The organism is Xanthobacter agilis, from assembly GCF_021730435.1.
Lineage (GTDB): Bacteria > Pseudomonadota > Alphaproteobacteria > Rhizobiales > Xanthobacteraceae > Xanthobacter > Xanthobacter agilis.
The window spans coordinates 19800-27504 of sequence record NZ_JABWGX010000042.1; the positions used below are offsets into that span (position 1 = coordinate 19800).

General features: G+C 65.6%; 4 protein-coding genes and 1 pseudogene. 4 read left to right on the forward strand and 1 reads right to left on the reverse strand.

The window, feature by feature from the left end; translation table 11 throughout:
• Positions 1-16 precede the first annotated feature (16 nt).
• From HUW53_RS20460 to HUW53_RS21905, 4 genes are all read left to right on the forward strand, one after another.
• Entirely contained in the window at positions 17-2293 is a 2277-nt protein-coding gene (locus HUW53_RS20460) for a hydantoinase B/oxoprolinase family protein (protein ID WP_237347607.1), read from the forward strand.
• Complete coding sequence (locus HUW53_RS20465; RefSeq protein ID WP_237347608.1) at positions 2290-3132, forward strand: hypothetical protein; 843 nt, start codon at positions 2290-2292, stop codon at positions 3130-3132. The genes HUW53_RS20460 and HUW53_RS20465 overlap by 4 nt, the downstream gene beginning before the upstream one ends.
• A gap of 146 nt (positions 3133-3278) precedes the next feature.
• Entirely contained in the window at positions 3279-4178 is a 900-nt protein-coding gene (locus HUW53_RS20470; protein ID WP_237347609.1) for a transporter, read from the forward strand.
• 267 nt (positions 4179-4445) lie between these two features.
• The gene (locus tag HUW53_RS21905) at positions 4446-6173 is read left to right on the forward strand and encodes a methyl-accepting chemotaxis protein (RefSeq protein WP_272904354.1); all 1728 of its coding nucleotides are present in this window, start codon (positions 4446-4448) and stop codon (positions 6171-6173) included.
• Between the two features lie 1421 nt (positions 6174-7594).
• Here the strand turns inward: HUW53_RS21905 and HUW53_RS20485 are convergent.
• Positions 7595-7705: pseudogene (locus tag HUW53_RS20485) on the reverse strand (4-hydroxy-2-oxovalerate aldolase); the annotation flags it as partial.

A 7705-nucleotide genomic window follows, 5' to 3' on the forward strand; every position in this document is an offset into this window, starting at 1 on the left:
TCCGGGAGGAAACCCCATGAACGACATGAGCAATACCGGCCGCGGCAAGCTTCCCAGCGCCGAAGAGGCCGCCCTCATCAAGAAGTTCCTGAACGACACCACCTTGTTTCTCGGCCCCGATCCCGAGATCATGCAAAACCACGACATCATGCCGCGCACGGCGGATGAGGACGAGGCCATTTCCAAGGTCGACGATGCCCACATCATCGCCAAGATCCGCGATCGCATCCAGTCGGGCTGCGACGAGGGCTATGAGATGGTGGAGCAGATGGGCGCGGCGCCTGGCGCCAAGTGGGGCGACGTCATCACCGGCGTGTATTCGGCCTCCGGCGACCTTGCCATCGCGTCCGCCGGCGGCGTGCTGATCTTCTCGGCGCTGGTGCACCACCCCATCAAGTTCATCATCAAGAACTGGATCAACGATCCCACCGTGGGCGTGCGCGAGGGTGACGGCTTCATCCATAACGACAGCCGCTACGGCAATGTGCACAACACCGACCAGTCCATGATCCTGCCCATCTTCCACAAGGGCAAGCTGGTGTGCTGGGTGGCTTCCACCGTGCACGAGGGCGAGAACGGCGCCATTGAGCCGGGCGGCATGCCTTCCATGGCCGAAAGCCCCTCCGACGAGGGGCTGAAGATGTCGCCCTTCAAGGTGGTGGAAAACTACCAGATCAAACGCGACATCCTGACCTTCCTGCAGAATTCCGTGCGCGAGCCGAAGCTGCAATATGAAGACATGAAGGTGAAGCTGTTCGCCTGCCTGCGCATCAAGCAGCGCATCGAGGAGACGCTGAACACCGATGGGCCGGAAGCGTTGGTCTCCACCTTGCGCCTCACCATGGAGAATGTGCGCGCCGAGGTGAAGCGCCGCATTTCGCAATGGCCGGACATGACCGTGCGCACCTACATCATCCAGGACTCGACGCTGCGCGAAAACTGCGTGGTCAAGATCAACTGCAAGCTCACCAAAACCGGCGACCGGCTGATCTTCGATTTCCGCGGCTCGGCGCCCGAGTTCACCAACCGCGCCACCAACACCATCGTCGCCGGCCTCAAGGGCATGCTGGCCCAGGTGTTCCTATGCTATGTGTGGCCCGATCTGCCGCGCGGGCAGGCAGCGTTCGCGCCGATCGAGGTCATCACCGACCCCCATTCCATCGTCAACTGCTCCTATGACGCGCCAAACTCCCAGTCACTGATGTCCATCTTCACGGGCTTCACGGCGGGTCAGCACGCGGTGGCGAAGTTCCTCTATTCGTGCCCGGAGAAGTTCACCAAGGTGCACGCGCCCACCTTCAACATGATCAACACCTTCGTGTGGGGCGGTGTGTCCCAGCACGGCGAGACCCTCGGCAACCTCTGCGCCGACCTGAACGGCATGGGCGCCGGCGCCACCGTGGACCGCGACGGAGAGCATGCGCTCGCCCCCATCTTCGCCACCATGGCGGACATCGGCGAGCAGGAGCTGAACGAAGAGGAGGTGCCGTTCCTCCAGCTCGTGTCCAAGAAGATGACACGGGATGCGATCGCGCCGGGCAAGTATCGCGGCGGCCAGGGCTACACCATGATGGTGGCCACCAAGGACAGCGAGCAGTGGGGCTTCATGACCGTCTGCCAGGGCGCCAAGATCCCCCCGCTTCAGGGCCTGTTCGGCGGCTATGCCTGCGGCTGCTATCCGCTGTCGAAGGTGAAGGGCGTGGATGTCTATGACGTGCTCCTGAACACGCCGGAGAAATTCAAGCACTCCATTGAGGAGATCATGAACGAGCAGCCGTTCGAGGGCGCGAGCTACACCACCCACCACATGGGCATGGGCTTCGAGATCTCCAAGCGCGGCGAGCTTTTCATGATTTCCCAGGGGGCCGGCGCCGGCTACGGCGATCTCCTGGAGCGCGACCCCAAGGGCATCATCAAGGACATCGAGGAGGGCCTCATCTCGCCGCAGGTGGCGGCGCGCCTCTACAAGGTGGTGTTCGATCCCAACACCCTCGCCATCGACGAGGTCGCGACCGACGCGGCCCGCGCCGCCGAGCGCAAGGCCCGCATTGCCCGCTCGAAGCCCTATGCGGAGTTCGTGAAGGACTGGAACAAGCCCCAGCCGCCGTCCCACCTCCAGTATTTCGGAGCCTGGGGCGACGATGTCTCGGTGCTCTACATGGGCGCGCCGGACAAGGTCCGCGACGCAGCGACCCCGCGTCCCAACTACATGGCGCACCCCAAGGATGTGCGCATCGCGGAGCTGGAGGCGCGCCTCGCCGCCATGGGCGCGCTCGGGGGCGAGAAGCAATGAGCCCCCGCCTTCTCGATGACCTGCCCCGGCCGTCCGGGGCGCCGGGCCTGCGGGTGTGGCTGAAGACGTCGGGCTATGCCCGGCGCCTTCTCCTGGGCGAGGCGGGCGATCCGTGGGAAAGCGCGGCGAGCTACCTGGCCTTCTTCAATCAGGCGCAAGGTCTGCTGCGTCCCGACGTGGGGGTGGTGGAGGTCGGCGAGCTCTATCGCTCCTGGCTCGCGCGCCATCCCGCCCTCAAGGCGGAGATGGGATCGAAAAAGCGTGCTGCATTCCCCCTAAAGCGCATGTTGGAGGAGGAAGGGCCGCGCCAGCTCCTCGCGGAGGTGGTGGAAGCGGTGGCGGCGAGCCTGCGCGGGCAGACGCCGCTGGTGCTCGCCCTGCCGTCACCGCGGCGCTGGCTCGCGGAGGCGGCTGCGCTGGCGGGCCGCGACGGCATCGACATCGATGCCGACCTCATCGAAGACGCGACCATGTACATGGCGGATCTGGTTCGGGCGGTGTCGGGCCATCCTGTCGGCGGCCTGCTGCTGGAGGAAGGTTCCGATGGCGTGGCAGCCGATGTCGGGGCCTATCGCACCCTGGTGAACATCGGGCGGCACTACCGCTGGGGCGTTGCCTTGCGCGGCGCGCCGGATGGCACGGCACGGGATTTCGACACGATCATCTCGGCGGCGCCGGCCGGGGTGGGGGATCTTGCCCGCGGGCTGGATGTGAGCGATGCGCTCTGGAGCGGTCTGCCCCTGGCGGCCCTCGGTGCCGGCCAGTTCTACTTCGCTGAAATCCCCGAAAGCGCCCAGCCGGAAGCGGTCTTGCAGCATCTCGCCCGCCTGCGGGGGTGATCGACCTCTCACGCACGACCCGGTCCGGCGGAGTGGAGGCCCCCGCCTTCGCCGCCGGGCCACCTCGAAGCCGCGCGCCACGCGCGGGCCTTGGGCCGGGGACAGACGGCCAAAATCAATCGACACAATAAAAGACCGGAGGAAACATGAGCCGTATCTGCACGCTCGGGCGTCTTCGCGCGCTTCTGGGGGCGCTTCTTGCCGTTGCGCTGGTCCCTGGCGCGGCGCGCGCCATCGACATCAATTCGGCAGACTACCTGCCGGCGCCGGCCGGCACCAATCTGCTGCTGTTCTACAGCCAGTATGCTACCCGCAGCGAATATGTGAGCACGTCCGGGGTGAGCGTCGCGCAGGATACGAGCCTTGATTCCTATGTGAACATTCTGCGTTACGTGCATTATTTCGATATCGCGGGGGTGCGGATGGCGGCGCAGGCGCTGCTGCCGGCCGGCACGCTCTACAATGGGCGGCTCGGTGGGGCGGATCTCGATTCCGCCGCGGGCGCCGGCGATCCTATTTTCTCGGGGGTGGTTTGGCTGGTGAACAACAAGGCGAGCGAAAGCTATGTCGCGCTCGCGCCCTATTTGTTCGTGCCGCTCGGCCAATATGATGCGAGCCAAGCCCTCAACATGGGCGAGAACCGCTGGAAGCTGGATCTGCAGGGTGCCTGGTATCAAGGTCTGGGCAACGGCTTCGCGTTGCAGCTTTCGGGCGATGTCATCTGGTACGGCTCGAACACCGACGCCGGCGGCGGCAACCAGACGCTGACGCAGGACAATACCTATCAGTTCCAGGCCTGGCTGTCCTATGCCTTCGCTCCCACTTGGTCGGCGGCCGCCGGCTATTCCAGATTCTGGGGCGGCACCGAATATTTGTCGGGGGTCGCCACCGGCAATGCCACGGAGCGGGATCAGCTGCGCCTGGAACTGTCCAAATTCATCACGCCTACGTTCCAGGTGCTGGCACTGGCGCAGCGCGATTTTAATACGTCGGGCGGTTTCCCCGAGGACTTCCGCGGCACGCTGCGCCTGATGCAGGTGTTTTGAAGCCCGTTTTCCGCAGGAGACACCCTTACGATACGGATGGCCAACTTGAAAGGGATCGGGAGAGATGCGTAGGCTGCGGATGGATCCGGTTACAATGACCGGGTCAAGGCGCAGGCATGAGGCCCGGCAGAGGCCCCAGCGCGCGGGCGAATGAGTGCGCGAGCAACGGACCCTCTCGATCCGACGGTGCGCGTTCCCATTCGCCGGACAGGGATGGGAGCACCGCGTATGTGGGGATTTCTGGCCCGCAAGGCGCCGCATGTCGATATGGTTCCGTCACAGCCGCCCGGTGACAGCCTGCTGGGGGCGCCGCCGCCCCCCGCGGCGGCGGCCCGCGATGGCGGTCAGGGCGAAGTCGGTCAGGGCGAGGCCGAGCTGATCCGCCTGCTGGAAGCCGACATCCGTCGCGCGGAGGCCCGGCTGGCGGAAGCGGGGGCCACCATGCGCGCCGCCGCCACCGCCGGTGTGGGCGATGTGGAGCGCATCCGCCGTGACAGCGAGGAGATGACGGCCGAGACCTCATCAGCCAAGGAGAATGCGGCCGGCCTTGCCCGCGCCATCGGCGCCTTCGCCGCGACCACGGCCGAGATCGGCCGGCAGGCCCAGGTCTCCGGAGACCTTGCCAGCGAGGCGGAAAGAGACAGTCGCGACGTGATCGCCGCGACCCAGGAACTGCACGGCGCCATCACGCAGATTCAGGCCATCGTGGCGTTGATCGCCGACATCGCCCGGCAGACCAACCTCCTGGCGCTGAACGCGTCCATCGAGGCGGCGCGGGCCGGCGAAGCGGGCGCCGGCTTCGCGGTGGTGGCGAGCGAGGTGAAATCGCTGGCCAACCAGACCCAGAAGGCGACGCAAGACATCTCGCTCAAGATCGGTCGCCTGGACGCGGCCGCCAAGGCCAGCGATCAGGCGATCAGCCGGGTGAGTGAGACCATTGCCGAGATCAGCCCGGTGGCCGCCCGCGTCGCCGACGCCGTCGCCGGCCAGGTGGAGACCATGGACGAGATCCGTCGCAGCGCCGGGGATGTGGAGAACTTCGCCGAGACGGTGGCGACGCGCGCCCGCTCCATCCGCACCGCCACTGGAGCTGCGGCTGAAACCGGAGCCGAGATCGAGCGCAGCACCGCTTCCGTCGCCGACGGCGTGCGGGAGATGTCCCGCCACCTGCTCAGCGTGCTGCGCCAGACCGCCATGGGCGATCGGCGCCGCTTTGAACGCTGGCCGGTGGAGATCCTCGGCCATGTCCACGTCAATGGTGCCCGCCACGCCGCCAAGACGCTCGACCTGTCACAGGGCGGGGTGCTGCTCTGTGCGCTCGCGCCGCCTCCGCCGGTGGGGGCGCGGGTCCAGCTGGAGCTGTCCGGCCTTGGCACCCTGGCCGGGCGGGTGGCCGGGGTCAGCGACCTTGGGTGCCACATCGCGTTCGACGATTGCGAGAACGCCGCGGTGAAGGCCCGCATCGCGGCGGTGGCGGCCGAGGCCGCGGTGGCCATTGCCCGCGCGCGCGCCGGCGCGCAGAGGGTGAGTCTTGCCTACGAGGCCGCCCTGAAGGACGGCCTCATCAGCGCGGACCAATTGTTCGACACCCATTACCGGCCCCTGCCGGACACCGATCCCCAACAGGTGGAGACGACGTCTCTTCCCATTCTTGAACGCCTGCTGCCCGCGGTGCAGGAGCCCATGCTGGCGGAGGACCGCAGCCTCGCATTCTGTGCCGCGGTGGACATCAATGGCTATCTGCCGGTGCACAACGCGCAATATTCCAAGCCGCAGCGCCCCGGCGAGCCGGCCTGGAACAACGCCAACAGCCGCAACCGCCGCATCTTCGACGACCGCGCCGGCCTGCTGGCGGCGCGCAACACGAAGCCCTATCTGGTGCAGGTCTATGCCCGGCACATCGGCGGTGAAGTGGTGATGATGCGCGAGGTGGACGCGCCGATCATCGTCAACGGCCGCCACTGGGGCGCCTTCCGCACCAGCTACAAATTGTGATCGATGATGCCGGCCCCGCGTGCCGGCCCCTGCGCGTGGCCGTGCCGGGGCCGCCTTCGCGCTTGCCGCGGGGCCGTCGCACCGCAGCTTGCTGACAGGTCATTCGCAAACAAGGCGTCGGCCCGGTGTTCGACTGGCGCCGCGCGGGTGCGCTTGCATGTCGGATGGGCTGGCCCAAAGCCCCGCGAGTCATGCTTGCGGGGCTTTGGTATAAGTGCGCCATTACATCATTCTGATCCGACATATATGATATAACTATAAAATTATATTGCGGATCCCGTCGAAATTTTATGACCGCGTCGATAGTCTCCATTTGCTCGGTCCCGCGCTTGTGAGCCCTCGGGCGCCAGGGGCGCGGGAGCAGGGAACGACGTCAGGAGTAAAAACGATGTGGGGTCGGTTGGCGGAGGCATGTCACCTGGATCATGTGCGCCATGCGCGCGGCGGGGAGCCCATGGTGAACCGCAGGCGTCGGGCGACGGCGCGGATCCGGTACCCGGAGGAGGCTGCCATGATGGTCCGTCTCGCCAGCGTGGCCGCTGTGGTGTCGGCGGCAGTCGCGATCGCGGCCCTGGTCGCCCATTAGCGCCTCTTCAAGAAAGATGGATCCAGAGTCCTTAAAAGAAATGTATCTAAACCATGAAAGATGGCGCTCGAAATGACGCGCTCTGAGTTGGGTGCTGTTGAATGCGTGTTCGCGGATGAGTGTTATTTGTTGTCATGAGTTGCGCAGGTTTAATATGTGCGTGGATCTGATGCACTGGGGCTGAAATTCGGGATTATCAGGTGAGCCTGTGCCCGACCGTCAATAACAGGATTGAATCTGATGATTGAAGACTTGGAGGAAGCGCCGCCTTCTTCAGGGCGTGCACGCTTTTGCGTGGGGCAGGATGCCCATGGGTGCTGGGTGGTTTGCGATCGCGTTGGAACCACGGGGGGCATATTCGCGGATCAGGCGTCCGCGCTCCGGTTCGCCAGGCAGGAAAGCGGCAATATTCCAGGCGCCATCTGCTGCCTTCCCGATGGCGCGAGACTGGACATTTTCGCGATGCTGCAATCGGAAGATCAGCCCTTCGTCAAGACGGGGCGTCGGGCGGCTTAGGCAGGGTGCGCAGACATCGGGTTCCGCCCTGCGTCTGAAGGCGTCGGGGCGCTCGGGAAGACCAGATCACCCCATGGCCGGGCGCGATGCGCGCCAAAGTCCGGGGGGCAGGGCGATGGATTTTGGCTCCGGACCGGAAAGGCCCGCCGCATTCCTTGCGGTGGGCCTCTCGTATGGCCAGGGGCGGGATTGTCGCGCGGGGTGTCGCGGCGGGGCTTATGCCATCGGCCCCGGTCTTTGACCGGCGCCAGGTGGGCACGCTCGAACACCGCGCAGGCTGAAGCAAAGGCCCATGAGTCAAACTCATGGGCCTTTGGTTTTATTCTGCGGCGGTTTGGTTTTTGAGGATGTCGAGAGCGACGTCGAGGATCATGTCTTCCTGTCCTCCGACCATGCGTCGGCGTCCGAGTTCGACCAGGATCTGGCGGGT